16 protein-coding genes are annotated in these 16,135 nt (G+C 65.2%); 13 read left to right on the top strand and 3 right to left on the bottom strand.

Annotated elements, in window-relative coordinates; all coding sequences use genetic code 11:
* The first annotated feature begins 2 nt into the window (after positions 1-2).
* Genes D0B54_RS18755 through D0B54_RS24440 form a run of 4 tightly spaced genes read left to right on the top strand, consistent with a single transcriptional unit; the run spans position 3 to position 5,576 of the window.
* Complete coding sequence (locus tag D0B54_RS18755) at positions 3-1,637, top strand: acyl-CoA carboxylase subunit beta (RefSeq protein WP_117293051.1); 1,635 nt, start codon at positions 3-5, stop codon at positions 1,635-1,637.
* Between the two features lie 2 nt (positions 1,638-1,639).
* Positions 1,640-3,640, top strand: a complete 2,001-nt coding sequence (locus D0B54_RS18750) for an acetyl/propionyl/methylcrotonyl-CoA carboxylase subunit alpha (RefSeq protein WP_117293049.1) — start codon at positions 1,640-1,642, stop codon at positions 3,638-3,640.
* On the top strand, positions 3,637-5,394 hold the full coding sequence (locus tag D0B54_RS18745) for an acyclic terpene utilization AtuA family protein (protein ID WP_117293047.1): 1,758 nt from the start codon (positions 3,637-3,639) through the stop codon (positions 5,392-5,394). The genes D0B54_RS18750 and D0B54_RS18745 overlap by 4 nt, the downstream gene beginning before the upstream one ends.
* Before the next feature lie 14 nt (positions 5,395-5,408).
* Positions 5,409-5,576 carry an acyl-CoA dehydrogenase family protein gene (locus D0B54_RS24440; RefSeq protein WP_162932558.1) on the top strand — a complete coding sequence of 56 codons (168 nt, stop codon included), beginning with the start codon at positions 5,409-5,411 and terminating at the stop codon, positions 5,574-5,576.
* A gap of 116 nt (positions 5,577-5,692) precedes the next feature.
* On the opposite strand, the gene D0B54_RS18740 is transcribed toward D0B54_RS24440, so the two are convergent.
* Positions 5,693-7,141: an MFS transporter gene (locus tag D0B54_RS18740; protein WP_162932557.1), complete on the bottom strand. Its 1,449-nt coding sequence runs from the start codon at positions 7,139-7,141 to the stop codon at positions 5,693-5,695.
* Positions 7,142-7,350: 209 nt separating this feature from the next.
* Between D0B54_RS18740 and D0B54_RS18735 the strand changes: the two genes are divergently transcribed.
* The 5 genes from D0B54_RS18735 (at position 7,351) to D0B54_RS18715 (ending at position 11,897) form a co-directional block, all read left to right on the top strand.
* Positions 7,351-8,499: an acyl-CoA dehydrogenase family protein gene (locus tag D0B54_RS18735; RefSeq protein WP_117293043.1), complete on the top strand. Its 1,149-nt coding sequence runs from the start codon at positions 7,351-7,353 to the stop codon at positions 8,497-8,499.
* Between the two features lie 248 nt (positions 8,500-8,747).
* On the top strand, positions 8,748-8,987 hold the full coding sequence (locus D0B54_RS18730) for a DUF3450 domain-containing protein (RefSeq protein WP_162932556.1): 240 nt from the start codon (positions 8,748-8,750) through the stop codon (positions 8,985-8,987).
* Between the two features lie 271 nt (positions 8,988-9,258).
* Positions 9,259-9,465 (top strand): hypothetical protein, encoded by a 207-nt coding sequence (locus tag D0B54_RS18725; protein ID WP_117293039.1) that lies wholly within the window; start codon positions 9,259-9,261, stop codon positions 9,463-9,465.
* A complete protein-coding gene (locus D0B54_RS18720) occupies positions 9,462-10,640 on the top strand; it encodes a thiolase C-terminal domain-containing protein (RefSeq protein WP_117293037.1) in 1,179 nt (392 codons plus the stop codon). Before D0B54_RS18725 ends, D0B54_RS18720 begins: the two co-directional genes overlap by 4 nt.
* A 15-nt stretch (positions 10,641-10,655) precedes the next feature.
* Positions 10,656-11,897 carry an acetyl-CoA C-acetyltransferase gene (locus D0B54_RS18715; RefSeq protein WP_117293035.1) on the top strand — a complete coding sequence of 414 codons (1,242 nt, stop codon included), beginning with the start codon at positions 10,656-10,658 and terminating at the stop codon, positions 11,895-11,897.
* Between the two features lie 6 nt (positions 11,898-11,903).
* On the opposite strand, the gene D0B54_RS24435 is transcribed toward D0B54_RS18715, so the two are convergent.
* A complete protein-coding gene (locus tag D0B54_RS24435; RefSeq protein WP_162932555.1) occupies positions 11,904-12,098 on the bottom strand; it encodes a hypothetical protein in 195 nt (64 codons plus the stop codon).
* 24 nt (positions 12,099-12,122) lie between these two features.
* Between D0B54_RS24435 and D0B54_RS18710 the strand changes: the two genes are divergently transcribed.
* Both D0B54_RS18710 and D0B54_RS18705 read left to right on the top strand, forming a co-directional pair.
* The gene (locus D0B54_RS18710; protein WP_117293033.1) at positions 12,123-12,731 is read left to right on the top strand and encodes a glutathione S-transferase family protein; all 609 of its coding nucleotides are present in this window, start codon (positions 12,123-12,125) and stop codon (positions 12,729-12,731) included.
* The gene (locus D0B54_RS18705; RefSeq protein WP_117293031.1) at positions 12,728-13,492 is read left to right on the top strand and encodes an SDR family NAD(P)-dependent oxidoreductase; all 765 of its coding nucleotides are present in this window, start codon (positions 12,728-12,730) and stop codon (positions 13,490-13,492) included. The genes D0B54_RS18710 and D0B54_RS18705 overlap by 4 nt, the downstream gene beginning before the upstream one ends.
* Positions 13,493-13,503: 11 nt before the next feature.
* Here D0B54_RS18705 and D0B54_RS18700 read toward each other — a convergent pair whose 3' ends face one another.
* Entirely contained in the window at positions 13,504-14,229 is a 726-nt protein-coding gene (locus tag D0B54_RS18700) for a Crp/Fnr family transcriptional regulator (protein ID WP_240433653.1), read from the bottom strand.
* A 240-nt stretch (positions 14,230-14,469) separates the two neighbouring features.
* On the opposite strand from D0B54_RS18700, the gene D0B54_RS18695 reads away from it, so the two are divergent.
* Positions 14,470-14,694: a helix-turn-helix domain-containing protein gene (locus D0B54_RS18695; RefSeq protein ID WP_117293027.1), complete on the top strand. Its 225-nt coding sequence runs from the start codon at positions 14,470-14,472 to the stop codon at positions 14,692-14,694.
* Between the two features lie 240 nt (positions 14,695-14,934).
* A complete protein-coding gene (locus D0B54_RS18690; protein WP_117293025.1) occupies positions 14,935-16,113 on the top strand; it encodes an acetyl-CoA C-acyltransferase in 1,179 nt (392 codons plus the stop codon).
* Positions 16,114-16,135: the final 22 nt, after the last annotated feature.

Genomic DNA, 16,135 nt, shown 5'->3' with positions numbered 1-16,135 from the left:
CCATGCCCGTACTCGCGAGCCGTCTAGATGCCCGTTTGCCTGCGTACCAGCAGAACCGCAAGGACATGTTGTCCATGCTGTCCGAGCTGGATGATCTCCTCGACAAGGCCGCCTTGGGCGGTGGCGAAAAGGCAATCGCCCGCCACATCGCCAGCGGCAAGCTGACGATGCGCGAGCGCGTTGCCCTGCTGCTCGATCCCGACACGCCTTTCCTCGAGTTGAGCCCGCTGGCGGGTCACCTGACCCTCTACAAGGACGGCGGTGGCGCCATGATGGGTATCGGCGTCGTCTCTGGCGTGGAATGCGTGATCTTTGCCAACGATCCCACCGACATGGGTGGCGCGATGACGCCGGTCTCCGGTGCCAAGATCATGTACAGCCTGAAGGTGGCGCGGCAGAACCGCATGCCCTTCATACAGATCGTCGAGTCTTCCGGTGGCGACTTGCGCCGCGGCGCCGAGGGCATCGATCCTCAGTTGGCGCTGAAGGCAGAGCTGAGCCATTTCGGCGATTCCGGCCACATCTTCTATGCCATCACCGAACTGTCCAAGCTCGGCATCCCGACAGTGTCGGTGGTCTGCGGAAACTCCACCGCCGGCGGCGCGTACATGCCGGGTTTGTCCGAGTACAACATCTTCGTCAAGGGTGGGGCCCAGGTATTCCTGGCAGGCCCACCGTTGCTGAAGGTGGCTACCGGCGAGGTGGCCAGTGCCGAGGAGCTGGGCGGCGCCGAAATGCACGCCACCAGGAGCGGTCTCTGCGATTACCTGGCCGAGAATGAGACCGAGGGGATGGGCATGGCGCGCGATGTCATCCATCACCTCAACTGGGACAAGAAAGGCTACGGTCCGCGCCAGCCTTCGCGTTCGCCGGTGCATGACACCGAGGAACTGCTGGGGATCGTGCCCAGGGATCTCAAGGCGGCCGTGGACATCCGCGAGGTCATCGCTCGCGTCGTTGACGGCAGCGAGTTCGAGGAATTCAAGCCGGTCTATGCGCCGACCATGGTTTGCGGCTGGGCCCACATCCATGGCTACCCGGTGGGGATTCTCGGCAACAACGGTCCGATCTTCCCGCAGACCGCCGAGAAGTCCACGCAGTTCATTACGCTTTGTAACGCCCGCCACATCCCGTTGATCTTCCTGCACAACATCACCGGCTACATGGTTGGAAAGCAATACGAGGAGGCCGGCATCGTCAAGAAGGGCAGCCAGATGATCAATGCGGTGTCCAACAGTACCGTGCCGCACCTGTCGGTAATCATCGGTGCCAGCTATGGCGCCGGCAACTACGGCATGAGCGGCCGCAGCTTCGATACGCGCTTCCTGTTCTTGTGGCCTACCGCAAAGATCGCGGTTATGGGTCCGAAGCAGATCGCCGGTGTGATGTCGATCGTGCGCCGCGGCCAAGCGGTGCGTGCAGGACAGGTTGTGGACGAGGAGGCCGAGGCCAAGATCGTCGCAGCCACAGAGGCCATCCAGGAGTACACCTCGCTGGCCAAGTACGCAACCGGCCGCATGAGGGACGACGGCATCATCGACCCCCGCGACACCCGCGACGCTCTCGGCATGGCACTGTCCGCTTGCCACTCCAATGAGGTCAAGGGCACCGACAACTACGGCGTATTCCGGTTCTGAACATGAACAAGATCCAGTACATCAAGCGTCTGCTGGTGGCCAACCGCGGCGAGATCGCTCGCCGCGTGATGCGCACCGCTTCGAGGATGGGCATCCACACCGTCGCCGTCTACGCCGACGGCGATGTCAACGAGCCTTTTGTGCGCGAGGCCGACGAGGCCTGGGCGCTGAACGGTCGCACCGCGGCCGAGACCTATCTCGACGTCGCCAAAGTGCTGGCGGCCGCCAAAGCCAGCGGTGCCGACGCCATCCACCCGGGTTACGGCTTCCTGTCCGAGCGAGCCCACTTTGCCCAGGCTGTGATCGACGCCGGTCTGGTGTGGATCGGTCCGCCGCCCGAGGCCATCGCTGCGATGGGCGACAAGCTCGCCGCCAAGAACCTGATGGCGAAGATCGGCGTGCCGGTGCTGCATTCCGTCGAGCTGGACGAGAAGTCCGATCTCGATGCCGCGGCCAGGAAGGTCGGGTTCCCGGCGCTGGTCAAGGCGGCGGCCGGTGGCGGCGGCAAGGGCATGCGCATCGTGCGCGGCAAGGGCGAGTTGGCCGCGGCGGTCGCCGGCGCCCGACGCGAGGCCGCCTCGGCCTTCGGCGACCCCACGGTGTTTCTCGAGCGCTACGTTGAGGGCGCGCGCCACGTCGAGATTCAGGTGATCGGCGACAAGCATGGCACGCTGGTGCATTGCTTCGAGCGCGAGTGTTCGATCCAGCGCCGTCACCAAAAGGTGATAGAGGAAGCGCCGTCCTCCGCGGTCAACCCGGAATTGCGCGCACGCATGGGTGCCGCAGCGGTGCGGGCGGTGCAGGCCATTGCCTACGACAACGCCGGTACGGTCGAATTCCTGCTCGACGCCAGCGGGGAATTCTTCTTCCTCGAAATCAATACCCGCCTGCAGGTGGAGCACCCGGTCACGGAGGCCATAACCGGCGTTGACCTGGTGCGCGAGCAGATTCGTGTCGCCCAGGGCGAGCCGCTGTCCTTCTCGCAGGATTCGCTGACGCTCACCGGCCACGCCATTGAGGCGCGCATCTACGCCGAGGATCCGCAGAACGATTTCCTGCCGGCCAGCGGCGACGTGTTGGCCTGGGAGATGCCGGCCAGCCCGCCGGCGCGTTTCGACAGCGGCGTCGAGACTGGCAGCCACGTCGGCACGCTGTTCGACCCGATGATGGCCAAGATCATCGTGCATCGGCCGACGCGCGCCGAGGCGGCTCGCAGCCTGGCGCTGGTGCTGGAGCGCATGCGCGTCCAGGGCCTGACCACCAATCGGGATTTCCTGGTGGCCACGTTACGGCACGAGCGCTTCCTGGCCGGCGATACCACCACGGGTTTCATCAATGAGGTCAATCCGCCGCGTGGTCGCCAGCCTGATGATGTCGAGCTGCGCGAAGCGGCTATCGCCGCTGCGCTTCACACCCAAGCCCGGAACCGCGACGAGGCGCGCGTGCTGGCCAGCCTGCCGAGCGGATTCCGTATCGGCCGCATGCCGCCCGAGCGCCTGCGCTTCACTTACGGCGAGCGCGAGATCGTTGCCGAGTACCGCAGGCAGCGTGACGGGTCCTTCCGCTTCGAGGTACTGGGCCAGGTGTCCAGCGCCCGGGTGATGGCGGTGCAGGGACATGCGCTGGAGTATGTGCTCGACGGGCGCCGCACGCGCACCACGGTACACCGGCACGGTCGCCAGTGGTGGGTGCATGGCCCCCGCGGCGACCTGACGCTGTACCTGGTCCCGCGCTTTCGCGACGGCAGCGAAGCCGAGGACGTCGCGGGCGGCCTCACCGCGCCGATGCCGGGTCAAGTGATCCTGGTCGAGGTCAAGGTTGGCGACCGCGTCGCCGCTGGCCAGCTGCTGGCGATCATGGAGGCCATGAAGATGGAGCACAGCATTCTGGCGCCGGGTGCCGGCAAGGTCACCGAGGTGCGCGTCACCAAGGGCGACCAGGTGGGCGCCGGCGACCTGCTGGTGGTCATCGAGGAAGACGCCGGTGCGGAGAAGGCGGCATGAGCGCGAAGCGGCCTGTCCGCATCGCCAACTGTTCCGGTTTCTACGGCGACCGTCTGGCGGCGGCCCGCGAAATGGTGGAGGGCGGCCCGATCGACGTGCTGACCGGCGACTGGCTGGCGGAGCTGACCATGCTGATCCTGGCCAAGGATCGTATGAAGGAGCCCCAGGGCGGCTATGCCAAGACTTTCGTCAAGCAGATGCAGCAGGTCATGGCGACCTGCCTGGAGAAGGGCATCAAGGTCGTTGCCAATGCCGGCGGCCTCAATCCCGAGGGCTGCGCCGCTGCCGTGCGCAAGGTTGCTGACGAACTGGGCCTGAAGCCGAAGATCGCCTGGGTCGGCGGGGACAACCTGTTGGCGGAACTGCCGCAGTTGCGCAGCGAAGGCCTGGACTTCCGCAATATGGACACGGGGGAGCCGCTCGGTGAGCGCCAGGTCCTCACCGCCAATGCCTACCTCGGTGGCTGGGGCATCGTCGATGCACTGAACCGCGGCGCCGACATCGTCATCACCGGCCGCACGACGGACGCGGCCGTGGTGGCGGGGCCGGCGGCCTGGTATCACGGCTGGCGGCGTGAGGACTACGACGCCATCGCCGGTGCCATCGTCGCGGGCCACGTGATCGAGTGCGGCGCCCAGGCCACAGGTGGCAACTATGCCTTCTTCAAGGAGGTGCCAGGGCTGGAGTATCCGGGCTTCCCGATTGCCGAGATCGCCGCTGACGGCTCCAGCGTAATCACCAAGCATGCCGGTCACGGCGGCCTGGTGTCGGTGGGCACGGTCACGGCGCAGCTGCTCTACGAGATCGGTGCGCCGGCCTACCTGAACCCGGATGCCGTCGCGCGCTTCGACACCATGACCGTAGTCCAGGACGGCCCCGATCGCGTGCGCATCGCCGGCGTGCGTGGCGAGGCGCCGCCCGAGACGCTCAAGGTCTGCATGAACTACGTCGGCGGCACCCGCACCGTGGTCGCCATGGCCCTGACCGGCTTGGACCTGGAGGAGAAGGCCGACCTCTATACGCGCAGTCTCTGGCGCCAGTTCCCCAGGGGCCGCGACAGCTTCGCCGAGTCCAGGGTCGAGCTGATTCGCGGCAACCTGGCCGATCCCAACAGCAACGAGGAGCACACCGCAACGCTGCGCATCACGGTCAAGGACCAGGATGCCAACCTCGTCGGCGCGGAACTGTTCCGCAAGAACGTCGAGCTCGGGCTGGCCAGCTACCCGGGCCTCTATGCACTACCCGGCAGCTCGCAGATGTACGGCGTCTGTTGGCCGACGCTGATGCCAGCTGCGCGCCTGACCCAGGTGGTGGACGTCGATGGCGAGGTCACGCAGGTGTCCTGCGCACCGGCTACCACCCGGCATGCGGCGATCGAGCCGCTGCGCCCGGCGTTGCCGCCCGTACCTGGTGGCGACACTCGCGAGGAGGCCCTGGGCCGCATCTTTGGCGCTCGCTCCGGCGACAAGGCCGGCAATGCCAACCTCGGCGTTTGGGCGCGCAATGACGCCGCTTACGCTTGGCTGGAGCAGAATCTCACGGTCGGCAAGCTGGCAGAGCTGATGCCCGAAGCCCGCGAGTACCGCGTGGAGCGCCATGCGCTGGCCAATATCCGCTCGCTGAATTTCGTCTTCAAGGGCTTGCTCGGCGAAGGCGTCGCCGCCTCGACCCGCCTCGATGCCCAGGCCAAGAGCTTAGGCGAATACCTGCGCGCGTTGCGGATGGACATTCCGCTGAGCCTGCTCGACGCCTGAACCACGGAATCCCCATGCCCCCGTCCCATGCCGGGCTGACCCCGGAACACGAAGCCTTCCGTAAACAGGCTCGTCACTTCGTGCAGAGCGAGATTACGCCTGCCACCCCGGCCTGGGAGGAAGTCGGCGGCGGTTCGGCCGAGATCATGCTCGATCTGGTCGCCGGACAGGGCGCCTTCTAGGCCCGATCATGGAAGATCTGCAGCGCCTGCTCGACGCCAACGCCCGCCGAGCCACTGCGGCAGCGTGCCCTCGCAGCGATCCTCGCTGCGCGCCAGGCGACTCCAATGCCGCGGCCTCAGCTGTTGCCGGCCGTCGTTCCCGTCGTCGTTCCCTGAGCCGTGGCCGTAGCGGCTGCGGCGTTCCTGGCATCGCGTTCCCGCAGCGCCGCAGCGGTCGCCTCCTGCTGCCGACGCGTGATGGGGAAGCCCCAGATCAGCAGCGAGGCGATGCCCAGTCCGAGCGCCGGCAGGTAGATTGACACCAGCTTGATCCCGAAGGTACCGGAGGCGGTCTGTTCCGTGGCCTTGGCGTCGAAACCGAACCAGCCGACCAGGGCCAGGGCCAGGGCCGCGGCGACGCCCCCCAGGGACTTGGTGACGAACGCGATGATCGCGATATAGATGCCGGCGCGGTCCTCGCCGGATTGCAGCCGCCCGTGATCGGCGATGTCGCCGACCATCGCCGGAGCGATCACCATGATGCTGGTCAGGCAGAACACCACCGCTGCATAGATGACGATCAGAGGTGTATGGCCGGCTTCGCCGCGTGGCAGCAGGGCCAGGCAGGCATAGGACAGCGACATTGCACCGAGGGCAACCGACCAGGTGTGGTGGCGCTCGTAGCGAGTTCCCAGCCAGCCCCAGAACGGCACCGAGATCACCGACAGCGGGATAGCCACCAACATGATGCCCGGTAACTGCTTGCCCAGGCCCAGATAGCTGTCGATGAGCAGGTAGGAGGCCCCCGTGGCCATGCCGGCCAGAAAGGTGGCTGGCACAAAGGCCGCCAGGAAGTGGATCATCGGCTTGTTGCGGGCGACGGCATGCCACACCACGCGCCAGCTGTTGCGCCAGCTTTCTGCGGCGGCGACCGGAGGGGGCGGGGGCAATTCGCCGTCAGGCACGCACCACAGGGAGTAGAGGTTCATCGCCGGCACCAGTACCAGCACCACCACTCCCACGAGCGCCATGTTCTGCAGGTTCAGTTCGGTGGTGTCGCTCAGACCCAGGGCCTTGGCCATATAGGGTACGAGGTAGAACACGAAGGAGCCGATCAGCATCGCCAGCCCCCGCCAGACCTGTATGCGCGAGCGCTGCACATAGTCGCTGCTCAGTGCCACCGACCAGGCGCTGTAGGGAATCTCGGTGAGTTTCCAGCCGAGGTAGGTGACCATGAACCAGCATAGGAACCAGCCGCTGGTAACTGCCTGCGGCGGCCGATAGAGAAACCACAGGCCGGTTACCGTCACCACCGTGCCCACCACGATCCATGGCTTTCGGCTACCGGTGCGACGCGCGGTGCGATCGGACAGGTAACCGATCAGGGGATAAGTGAGGCCGTCGAACAGCCGGGTCAGCAGCAGGGCGGTGGCCAGGGCTTCGAGCGATACGCCGGCGTGCTTGGCATAGATGCCCTGGACCATGGCCTCGGGCGCATGCGTGAAGCCCTGCATTATCGCCGGTAGTGCGAAGGCGAACAGCAGGCCGCGTCCCAGCACCCGGTTGTGAGTGGACTCTGCGCTCAACGAAGCATCTCCTGAAGCGTATGCAAGCGGCCAAGCCGCAGGCTTTGTAGACGACAGGGCCGATGCTGGAGTCCGCGACCCGCAAGGGCTGTCGCCTAGGTGACAGGAGCGGGATAGCAGTAAAGGCAATGATGCGTGCAGGGACATTCCGTGCCGGTCCGCGCGGCGCGACGGCATCCCGCATTCGTCCATCAACAGCGAGCCCATCCATGCAATTCAAATATCCAGGACTCACCGCGGAGCACGATGCCTACCGCGACCAGATCCGCCGTTTCGTGCAGACCGAAATCGTGCCCAACGTTGCCAAGTGGGACGAGGAAGGCTTGTTCCCCAGCGATCTGCACAAGAAGGCGGCCGAAGTCGGCATCCTGCAGCTGGGTTACCCGGAGGAATATGGCGGCATTCCTTGCGCCGATCCGTACTACCAGATCATCCTCGCCGAGGAAATCTCACGCAGTGGCGCTGGTGGCCTGCCGGCTGGCCTGATGACGCACGGTATCGGCTTGCCACCGGTGCTCGCAGGCGCTAGCGAGGCGCTCAAGCAGGAGATCGCGCCGGCAGTACTGCGCGGCGAGAAGTTCATCGCCCTGGGCGTGACCGAACCGGGCGGCGGATCCGACGTGGCGGCGCTGAAGACCCGTGCGGTGCGTGACGGCGACTACTATGTCGTCAACGGATCCAAGACCTTCATCACCTCCGGCATGCGCGCCGACTGGGTGACCACTGCCGTGCGTACTGGAGGCGATGGCATGGGCGGCATCTCGCTGCTGGTGATCCCCACCGACCTGCCGGGGTTCTCGCGCACTCCTCTGAAGAAGATGGGCTGGTGGATGTCCGATACCGCCACGCTGTACTTCGACAATGTACGCGTACCTGTGGCCAACCGCATCGGCCCCGAGAATCAGGGCTTCCTTTACGCCATGGCCAACTTCAATGGCGAGCGTACCGGCATGGCGGCCGGCTGCCTGGGCTACAGCAAGATCTGCTACGAATACGCCCGCGACTATGCCAAGCAGCGCAAGACCTTCGGCAAGCGCCTGGCCGACCATCAGGTCATCCGCCACAAGCTGGCGCGCATGATGCTGGAGATCACGGGGCTGGAGACCATGGTCTACACGCTGGCTACGATTGGCCACCGCGAGGGGAAGATGCCGGTTGCCGAGACCGCGCTGTTGAAGGTCAAGGCTTCGGAGACTTTCGAGTTCTGCGCCAACGAGGCGATGCAGATCCTCGGCGGACATGGCTTCATGCGCGACAACCCGGTGGAGCGCCTGTACCGCGAGACCAAGGTGCAGGCCATCGGCGGCGGATCCGCTGAGATCATGCTCGACCTGGCGGCACGCCAGTACGGCATCTGACGGCGTTCCCGTCGCAATTGTGTCGCCTCTTGGGCGTCGCAGTTGCGACGGGAATGGTCTGGCCGGTGAGTGTGCCCAGCGACTATCGCCGTGGCTTTGCAAGCATTCACAAAATCAGGGGTGTCGTTCGATGACCCTTCCACGAGGCTCCGTCCAGGAGCCCCTCACAAGTGCACAGGTGGCAACGCCTGGGGGAGATGAGGCAGATGTGTCGTTGTAAGGCCGCAGTTGTCTTATTCATCGCTTCGATGTCCACCCTGTTGCCGGCACAGGCCGCCAATCTCGGCGAGGTGAAGCAGGCCGGCGAACAGTGGCTGGCGGCACAGGGGGACTCGCAGAAGCGGGTAGACGGTCTTGCCGAGCAGGGCCGTGACCTTGCCAACGACTACCGCACCACCGAGACCCTGGCCAACAGCGCCACCACCTGGGTCAAGTTCGTCGACGCGGAGACTGCCCGCCGTCAGGCTGTCGCAGGTGCATCCCCCTGATCCTGGCTGCCTCGCCCGCCGATCTCATTGCGCTGTTCAAAGGTGAAATAAGCGGCCTGACCGCTTGCACCACCGTCAGTATCAAGCTCGATGGTGACGCCACCCTGGGCCAGTGCCTGGGCAGCTTTTTGACGCTTCCCGCGCTTGAGAATTCTGGCCGGCCCAGCCATGTCACCTGGGTGACAGTTGCGTTGGCCGCATTTCCCTAGCATCCGGGTAGAACAAGAACCCGGGCCGCCGCAGCATGAGTGATACCGACAGGATCGCAAGCATGGGCGGGGAGGTCTCGGCCGTGCTGGAGCCCCGGCCGGGCGCCGGGCTTGCTCCGCAGGAGCTGCGCCAATTCCGCGCCTCGCGCCTGGCGCCCTGCAAGATTCCCAAGCAGATCGAGATCCGTGACGAGGCGCTGCCCCGTATCGCCTCCGGCAAGATCGACCGCCTGGCCCTGTGCCAGGCTTCCACCGGAGCAGCAACATGAGTCGCAAGGCATACGTGGGTGGCGTTGGCATGGTGAAGTTCTCCAAGCCAGGCGCCAGCGAGAGCTACGCTGACATGGGCGCCAAGGCCGTGCTGGCCGCGCTCAAGGACGCCGGACTGGAACTGTCCGACGTGCAGCAGGCCTACGCCAGCTACATCTATGGCGACTCCGCTTGCGGCCAGCGCGCATTGTTCAATGCCGGCGTCACCGACGTCCCCGTGTTCAACGTCAACAACAACTGCAGTTCCGGCTCCAGCGCGCTGTTCCTGGCACGGCAAGCGGTGGAGGCCGGTGCCGACTGCGTCCTTGCCTTCGGGTTCGAGGAGATGCGCCCGGGCGCTCTGGGCGCCCATTGGGACGACCGCGTTGGCCCTGGCGACCTGCACTTCAAGTCGTTGTTCGAGAATCGCCCGCAGACCACCATGGGCGCGCCCGCGCTGGTGATGTTCGGCAGTGCCGGCTTCGAGTACCTGGAAGAGTACGGCGCCAGGCCCGACCTGTTCGCCAAGGTGGCGGTGAAGACGCGCCGCCATGCCGTCCGCAATCCCTATTCGCTGTTCACCAAGGAACTGAGCGTCGAAGAGGTAATGGCGGCGCCAGTGGTCTACGGTGAGCACCTCACCAAGCTGATGTGCTGCCCGCCCACCTGTGGGGGCGCCGCCGCCGTATTGGTTAGCCGTGAATTCGCCGCGCGCAAGGGTATCTCGCGCTTGGTGGAGATTGCGGGGCAGGGGATGGCCTCGGATACCCCCGCCACCTATCGTACCGCGCGCGACGTGGTGGGTTTCAACCTGGCCCGAAGCGCCCGTGAAAAGGCCTGCGCGGCCGCCGGCATCGGCCCCGAAGACGTCGACGTGATCGAACTGCATGACTGCTTCACGCCCAACGAGGTCATCACCTACGAGGCCTTGGGCCTCTGCGAGCCGGGCGGCGCTACACGGCTGGTGGACAGTGGCAATGTCACCTACGGTGGCAAGTACGTGGTCAATCCCTCCGGCGGCCTGATGTCCAAGGGCCACCCGATCGGCGCCACGGGCTTGGCACAGTGCAACGAATTGGTCACTCAGTTGCGCGGCGAAGCCGGCGTGCGACAGGTGGAAGGTGCCCGGGTCGCGCTGCAGCACAACATCGGGGTTCCCGGCGGCGTGGTCGTTACCCTGTACAAGCCCGCCTGACCACAGGAGAAACCCATGAAAGAAGCCTGGATCGTCGATGCCGTCCGCACGCCGCGCAGCGCCGGCAAGATCGGCAAGGGTAAGCTGGCACACCTGCATCCGCAGCACCTGCTGGCCACGGTGCTGGCCGGCGTTGCCGCGCGCAATTCCCTGAACACGGCCGACATCGATGACGTCATCGTCGGCTGCGGCACGCAGGCCGGCAAGCAGGGCCTATGCATCGCTCGCTCGGCCACGCTGCTGGCGGGGTGGTCGCGGGAGGCCACCGCCTATACCGTCGACCGCTACTGCGGCTCCAGCCTCACCGCCGTCAATGCCGCCGCCATGGCCATCATGTCGGGCATGCAGGAACTCGTGGTCGGCGGCGGCGTTGAAATGATGTCCTATCACGCCACCCTGGCCATCAACGGTTACCCGATGTACCTGATCGACTCGGACAACCCGCAATTGCGTCGGATGTATCCCACCCCGCATCAGGGTGTCTGCGCCGACGTCATCGCGGCACAGGGCGGCTACAGCCGCGCCGAGCTCGACGCCCTGGCGCTGGAAAGTCAGAAGCGCGCCGGTCTGGCTGTCAAGGAAGGCCGCTTCGCTCGGAGCCTCGTGCCGGTGCTGAACGACAATGGCTCGGTGGCCCTGGATCGCGAGGACTTTCTGCGCCCGGAAACCACTGCCGAGGTCCTGGCGCAGCTCAAGCCCTCCTTCGCCCAGCTCTACGACGCCCCCTTCTATGACGAGAACATCACGGCGCGGCAGATGGTGCAGCAGCGCTGGCCAGGCTTGCAGGTGGAGCACGTGCACCACGCCGGCAATTCCTCCGGCGTGGTTGACGGTGCCGCGGCGCTGTTGCTGGCCTCGTCGGAATACGCCGAGGCTCACGGCCTGAAGAAGCGCGCCCGCGTGCGCGCAATCGCCAACGGCGCCTGCGAGCCCGAGCTGATGCTCAACGCGCCGGCCGCGGCCGGCCGCGCGGTGCTGAAGAAGGCCGGCATGTCGGCCCGGGATATCGACCTGTTCGAAATCAACGAGGCCTTCGCCGTCGTCGCCCTCAAGTTCATGCGCGACCTCGAACTCGATCCGCTCAGGGTCAATGTCAACGGCGGTGCCATTGCCCTGGGCCATCCGATAGGGGCAACCGGCGCGATCATCATCGGCGCCCTGCTCGACGAGATGGAGCGCCAGGGCAAGGCGACTGGCCTGGCGACGATGTGTACCGGGGGTGGAATGGCGCCGGCCATCATCATCGAGCGCGTTTGAGTTTCCCTAGGGCCGGCAGTCGGGGATGGCTGCCGGCCCACTTTTCCAATAGCCGGGTTGGGGCAAGGCACGGATGAAGAACTGGTATCCGCTGTCGAACAGGTGCAGCGGCGTGCCGAGGCAGAGCATCGGCACAGGTGCCGGGATTTTGTCACCAAGGTGACATCCATCGCGCTGTGCAGAGGAGAAGATTTGGCTCATATACCTCTCTCGTGACAGGCACCGATGAAACTCTGGCACTGCAAGGATTCACGCTCGCTCCGGCCGCTCTGGACTCTGGAGGAATTGGGCATGCCTTACGATCTCGAGGTGATGCCGTTTCCCCCGCGTTACCTCCACAAGGGTTATCTCGGCGTCAATGTTCTGGGCACAGTGCCGTACTTCGCGGACGGCGATGCACGCATGACCGAGTCCTCGGGCATCTGCCTCTACCTGATCGACAAATACCGCCGATACGACCTCGGCCTGGAGCCCGGCCACCCCGAGTTCGGAAATTATCTGAACTGGCTGTTCCATAGCGATGCCACGTTGACTTTCCCGCAGACGATCTATCTGCGCTACACGCTGCTGGAGCCCGAGGAGCGGCGACTGCCGCAGGCCGCTGCCGACTACCGAAAGTGGTACCTGGCACGCTTGCGCCTGCTGGACTCGCAGCTGGAGAGCCGCGACTTCCTTTGCGACAATCGCTTTACCATCGCCGACATTGCGATCGGCTTTGCGCTGTACCTGGGAGAAATCCTGCGCATCAGCGACGATTACTCTCCGCAGGTCAAGGCTTATCTGGCACGCCTCAAGGCCCGTCCGGCCTTCCAACGCTCGGTGGCGCTAGAGTGACAATAGCGGACGCGCTCTTCGACCTGCGCGGCAAGACTGCGCTGATCACCGGTGGCAGCCGCGGCTTGGGCAAGGCTATCGCCACCGCCTTCGCCAGCCAGGGCACCAACCTGGTGATCGCCAGCCGCAAGCTTGAAGCCTGTGTGGCGGTGGCGCGCGAACTGGAGCAGGCGCATGGCGTGCAGGTGTTGCCGCTGGGCATCAACGTCAAGGACTGGTCGCAGTGCCAGGCTTTGGTCGAAGCCGCCTATGAGCGCTTCGGACAGGTAGATATCCTGGTCAACAATGCGGGCAACTCGCCAGCCTATCCGAACCTCGAGTCGGTCAGTGAGTCGCTGATCGACAGCGTCATTGACCTGAATCTCAAGGCACCGTTCCGCTTGATGGCCCTGGTCGGCACGCGAATGGCGGCAGGTGCTGGCGGATCGATCATCAACATCTCCTCGGCCTCGTCGATCCGGCCTACGGCGATGCTGTTGCATTACGCGGCGGCCAAGGCCGGGCTCAACTCCCTCACCGAGGGCTTTGCCAAGGCGCTGGGGCCCAAGGTGCGTGTCAACGCCATCCTTGCGGGGCCATTCGCCACCGATGTGTTCGCTGGCTGGGACCCCGACGAGTTCCAGCGGACCATGGCCGACCCCTTGTTCCTCAAGCGCGCGGGGCAGCCCTCGGAGATCGCGGGGGCCGCCCTGTACTTCGCTTCGCAAGCCTCCAGTTTCACCACGGGTGCGCTGCTGCGCGTCGATGGCGGCGTGCCCTGATCGCTGCCCGGTCAGGTAACGGCGAAACCGCTGAGGCTGGCCTTCGCGACCAGACGGCGGAAATCGCTGCACTCGATGTAGTCATTGCGGATGCTGATGAAACCCTCCTCCGACCAGCTGCAGAGAAGGCGGTTGATGTGCTGGCGCGTGCCGTAGCAGAGGGTGGCCAGTTCTCCCTGGGTGATGCGCACGGTCAGCTTGCTCGAATGATTGCCGATGGCCTTTCCGTGTTCCTGAAACAGGACCAGAAGCCGGATCGCCAAGCGCACCGCCAACGGATGCGCCGCCACCAGTTCGAACAGGTCGCAAAGGTTGCGCGTGCGTACCAGCAGGTCGCGATGCATCTCGCGGTAGATTATCGGAAAGCGCCTGCCGACCTCGTGGACCACGCGGTGTGGAATCACCGCCAGCACCGAGTCCTCGAGCGCCGTACCGTCGAGTGGCGACGGCGAGTCGTCGTAAAGCGAGAAGTCGCCGAACCAGCCACCGGCGATCAGGTCGCCGACATTGACCTCCTGGCCGCGGGCGGACACCGCACCCAAGCGCATGCGGCCCGACACGATGCCAAGAATGGAGTCCAGGGGCATGCCACGCGCGACGATGATCTGTCCGCCATGCACATTGCGCAGGCGGATGCTGTTCTGCAGCTGTTCGAGCGCCTCGGCGGGCAGTCCGGCAAACCAGGGCGATTGCCGGACGATGCGGGACTTCTGGCACTGTTGCCGGTCTTCTTCCACCAACATGCTTTCCTCCTGATATCTGGCGCCGCCTCGATGATAGCGGTCGTCCCAGCGTCGGTCTTGTGCGACTCCGGTCAACCAATATTCGACGATTGCCGTTGGTTGGCGCCAATGGTCAGGCCGCTCGGTGGCTCATCTCCCCGTTGCCATCAAATTGGAGCGCAGGAGAGCAGGTGGGTACCCTCGCGCTGGCGGGCCTGCAGCGCAGTCATCTAGGCGACAGGATTAGCCGAGTCCATGAATTCTCAGGAATTTCCTATTGAGCCGCTGACTACTCGGGAGCAGCAGGTAATGGCCTGCCTGATGCGCGCGCTTTCGGCCAGCCAGACGGCCTCGGTGCTAGGGGTGTCGATCAACACCATCAAGTTCCACCGGCGCAATATCTACGCCAAGCTTGGCGCGACCTGCCGCCGCGTGGCTGTGGAAGCCTACTGTCGGATCGATCCCGCCGCCCCGGCCTGAGCTGGGCCCGGAGCGAGCGGTTTCCCGGGACCGTACGTCGCAACCACTTCTCCATTGCCGAAGCACAGGTACCGGCTTCCGGCCAGAAATCAGTCCTTCAGTTCCTCGGGCAGTTTCTCCTCGCCAGCGGGCATGTCACATGGGTGACAGCCAGCCCACGCCCGACTGCTTAGGGTCCTGCGGGTCGATACCGGCCGCGTCCGCGGCCGCCGCACGCATCACTATCCCAAGGAGCATTTCGTGACCGACGCTGTCATTGTTTCCTATGCGCGTACGCCGCTGGCCAAGTCCTGGAAGGGCGGTTTCAACATGACCCACGGTGCCACCTTGGGCGGACATGCGGTGCACCACGCCGTGGCCCGTGCCGGCATCGATCCGGCCGAGATCGAGGACGTGCTGATGGGGTGTGCCAATCCCGAGGGTGCCACCGGCGTCAACATCGCGCGCCAGTGTGCCATCCGCGCAGGTCTGCCTGTCACCACATCCGGCGTCACGGTCAACCGCTTCTGCTCCTCAGGCCTGCAGACCATCGCGATGGCCGCGCAACGCGTGATGGTCGACAAGGCACCCATCGTGGTGGCCGGCGGTGTCGAGTCGATCTCGCTGGTGCAGAACCAGATGAATACCAACCATCTCGCCGATCCCTGGGTCTATCAACACAAGCAGGAAATCTACTGGCCGATGATGCAGACGGCCGAAACCGTCGCCGCGCGCTACAAGATTGGCCGCGATCGTCAGGATGAATACGGAGTGCGCAGCCAGCAGCGCGCCGCTGCCGCACTGGCCGCCGGCAAATTCAAGGACGAGATCGTCCCGCTCACCACTACGATGAGCATCACCGAAAAAGCCACCGGCGCCACCTCCACCAAGGAAGTCAGCGTCGCCCAGGACGAAGGCATCCGCGGTGATACCACGCTCGAAGGCGTGTCACAGATCCGCACCGCCGTGCCGGGTGGTGTCATCACCGCCGGCAACGCCAGCCAGTTCTCCGATGGCGGCGCTGCCGTCGTGATCATGGACGGAAAGTTGGCCGAGAAGCGTGGCCTGCAACCCTTGGGCATCTTCCGTGGCTTCGCGGTCGCCGGCTGCGAGCCCGACGAGATGGGCATCGGTCCCGTGTTCGCGATCCCCCGCCTGCTGGAGCGTACCGGCCTGAAGGTCTCCGACATCGGCCTGTGGGAACTGAACGAGGCCTTCGCGGTGCAGGTGCTGTACTGCCGCGACAAGCTCGGCATCCCCGACGAACGCCTCAACGTCAACGGTGGCGCCATCGCGGTGGGGCACCCTTACGGCGTCTCGGGCACACGCCTGACCGGCCACGCGCTTCTGGAAGGCAAGCGCCGCGGCGTCAAGTACGTGGTGGTGACGATGTGCGTTGGCGGTGGCATGGGTGCGGCCGGTCTGTTCGAGGTTGCCTGAATCCCCGCCGGCATTTTGCGGG

Origin of the sequence: Solimonas sp. K1W22B-7, from assembly GCF_003428335.1 — a bacterium.
Taxonomy (GTDB): Bacteria; Pseudomonadota; Gammaproteobacteria; order Nevskiales; family Nevskiaceae; genus Solimonas_A.
Note: the sequence above shows the minus strand (reverse complement) of the source record. Positions and strands in the feature narration are given on the sequence as shown.

Coding starts and splice junctions, on each gene's coding strand:
- D0B54_RS18755 (WP_117293051.1), top strand. CDS start 3: ATGCCCGTACTCGCGAGCCGTCTAGATGCCCGTTTGCCTGCGTACCAG.
- D0B54_RS18750 (WP_117293049.1), top strand. CDS start 1,640: ATGAACAAGATCCAGTACATCAAGCGTCTGCTGGTGGCCAACCGCGGC.
- D0B54_RS18745 (WP_117293047.1), top strand. CDS start 3,637: ATGAGCGCGAAGCGGCCTGTCCGCATCGCCAACTGTTCCGGTTTCTAC.
- D0B54_RS24440 (WP_162932558.1), top strand. CDS start 5,409: ATGCCCCCGTCCCATGCCGGGCTGACCCCGGAACACGAAGCCTTCCGT.
- D0B54_RS18735 (WP_117293043.1), top strand. CDS start 7,351: ATGCAATTCAAATATCCAGGACTCACCGCGGAGCACGATGCCTACCGC.
- D0B54_RS18730 (WP_162932556.1), top strand. CDS start 8,748: ATGTCCACCCTGTTGCCGGCACAGGCCGCCAATCTCGGCGAGGTGAAG.
- D0B54_RS18725 (WP_117293039.1), top strand. CDS start 9,259: ATGGGCGGGGAGGTCTCGGCCGTGCTGGAGCCCCGGCCGGGCGCCGGG.
- D0B54_RS18720 (WP_117293037.1), top strand. CDS start 9,462: ATGAGTCGCAAGGCATACGTGGGTGGCGTTGGCATGGTGAAGTTCTCC.
- D0B54_RS18715 (WP_117293035.1), top strand. CDS start 10,656: ATGAAAGAAGCCTGGATCGTCGATGCCGTCCGCACGCCGCGCAGCGCC.
- D0B54_RS24435 (WP_162932555.1), bottom strand. CDS start 12,098: ATGAGCCAAATCTTCTCCTCTGCACAGCGCGATGGATGTCACCTTGGT.
- D0B54_RS18710 (WP_117293033.1), top strand. CDS start 12,123: ATGAAACTCTGGCACTGCAAGGATTCACGCTCGCTCCGGCCGCTCTGG.
- D0B54_RS18695 (WP_117293027.1), top strand. CDS start 14,470: ATGAATTCTCAGGAATTTCCTATTGAGCCGCTGACTACTCGGGAGCAG.